3 protein-coding genes are annotated in these 1,900 nt (G+C 47.2%); 2 read left to right on the forward strand and 1 reads right to left on the reverse strand.

Annotation, left to right across the window (positions count from 1 at the left end):
- The coding region (locus Q4488_RS18655; protein WP_303582096.1) for a MerR family DNA-binding transcriptional regulator at positions 1–209 on the reverse strand (209 nt) is incomplete at its 3' end.
- 83 nt (positions 210–292) lie between these two features.
- Here Q4488_RS18655 and Q4488_RS18660 point away from each other — a divergent pair.
- Together Q4488_RS18660 and Q4488_RS18665 are read left to right on the forward strand one after the other, a co-directional pair.
- Positions 293–916, forward strand: a complete 624-nt coding sequence (locus tag Q4488_RS18660) for a cation transporter (RefSeq protein ID WP_303582098.1) — start codon at positions 293–295, stop codon at positions 914–916.
- A 225-nt stretch (positions 917–1,141) separates the two neighbouring features.
- Positions 1,142–1,645, forward strand: a complete 504-nt coding sequence (locus tag Q4488_RS18665) for a hypothetical protein (protein WP_303582100.1) — start codon at positions 1,142–1,144, stop codon at positions 1,643–1,645.
- Positions 1,646–1,900: the final 255 nt, after the last annotated feature.

Consider the following 1,900-nt stretch of genomic DNA (forward strand, 5'->3'; position numbering starts at 1 on the left):
TTTGTCAGCCAGCTTGAAAAGGTCCAGACATTTCGCTGCACTGGCTTTCGCGTATCTGGCCATTCTAATGTCCGCAGTAATGTCCGCAGAGAACATAACGGACTTATTCGCACCTTCCCTAACATACCGATCTCTTCGTAATAACGGATAGTCTGCACCTTACAATTGCCCACCTTTGCCATCTCACCGATCGTAAATTGTTGCGCCATTTTAAAATCCTCTCTTGAACCTACAGCGACTGTAGGTTGTAGACTATGGTTTTTAACCCATTAAATAAATGGGAGTAACAATAATGGCAGGATGTCATAGCTGTGCCAGCGACAACAGCACCGAAGCTGAACGCAATAACCCGCTGTTTCGACACATCATATGGATCGCCTTGTTAAGTAACGCCACCATGATTTTTATTGAAATAGCCGCTAGCTATGCCAGTGGTTCTATCTCACTACAAGCCGACGCCCTCGATTTTTTTGGTGATGCCGTTAACTATGGCATTACCCTGTTTGTCATCGCAATGGCCTTGCATACCCGCGCTAAAGCCGCTCTGTTTAAGAGCGCAACCATGGCTGCTTTTGGTCTATGGGTTATTAGTAGCGCTATCTATCGCGCCTATACTGACAGCACACCCTACCCCATCATGGGAACCATCGGGATGTCGGCACTGGCCATGAATGTTGTGGTTGCCGTGCTGCTGTTTCGTTACCGCAGCGACGATAGCAACATGCGCTCAATTTGGTTATGTAGCCGCAATGATGCGTTTGGTAACATCGCGGTGATGTGCGCCGCCGGTGGCGTTCTCGCAACCAATATCGACTGGCCCGACCTTATTGTCGCCGGTCTGATAGCAGGCCTCAATTTAAGCGCAGCGATACAGGTGATGCGCCAGGCTTTAACCGAATTACGCACCGAGCAATAATGAATCATGAGAAGTAGGTATACGACTTACAGCGACAGAACTATTAGCGATAATCGACCCACGATTGAGCAACGCTACACCTTTGATTATTATCAGGGTGATGACACTTGTTAGCGAACTTATTATCACTATACTGGATTAAGTGCCTAACTAGCCCTACCTTATGCTGACGGCGCTAGCTTCATAGATATACAAACATAAAACACTACAGTAGGAACGGTTATTATGATCCAATGTAAACACGTCATTACGTTAGTCGTGACTTCTGTCATCAGCGCTAACACATTCGCCCTTGATGCTAAATTTGCTGACGCACGTTGGGATGGTAAGCATGTGCCAACCGGCCAGCAATGCCTAAAATTTGGCGGAGACAACCCAGCAACACCCGCGCTAACAGTGAGTGACCTCCCTCCAGGTACGAACGTAATCGTATTGGAATACAGCGACCGTGATTCTCAAAAGATGGATAACGGCGGACATGGCAGAATGCAATACACAGTCAACACATCAGCAAGCCAAGTGACCATCCCCTCGGTTGCTGGGCATTCTTTTGATATTCCTGCTGAGTTTAAAATTATTGAAGCACATCGTAGCCCCGGCTGGGACAAAGCCGGCGCTTATATGCCACCCTGCTCAGGCGGTAAAGGTCATGCTTACTATGTAACAATCACAGCACTACAAGATGATAATGTCAGCGCCTCAACGCTATTAGAGATGGGCAAATACTAAAACGAATACGAGTTAAGGACGATAGTTCAGCGGGTAACTGAAAAGGTTTCAGTTACCCAACAAACCGCATAAGCACCAACACCCTGTGCAAACTAATTAACAAGGTCGCACCGACAATACAATTCCCGCCATCACGCCAACCTCAGTAGATTCGTGGTTTCAATAAGACACGGTTAACCTAAGGAAGGTGCGAATAAGTCAATTACGCCTCTGGCTTACAGAGAAGCTGGAGATCAAGGCAACCGTTACAGGCAT

This window comes from Amphritea sp. 1_MG-2023 (genome assembly GCF_030547545.1).
Lineage (GTDB): Bacteria > Pseudomonadota > Gammaproteobacteria > Pseudomonadales > Balneatricaceae > Amphritea.

Bases quoted from the DNA above. Each gene is read 5' to 3' on its own strand.
- Q4488_RS18660 (WP_303582098.1), top strand. From the start codon at position 293: ATGGCAGGATGTCATAGCTGTGCCAGCGACAACAGCACCGAAGCTGAA.
- Q4488_RS18665 (WP_303582100.1), top strand. From the start codon at position 1,142: ATGATCCAATGTAAACACGTCATTACGTTAGTCGTGACTTCTGTCATC.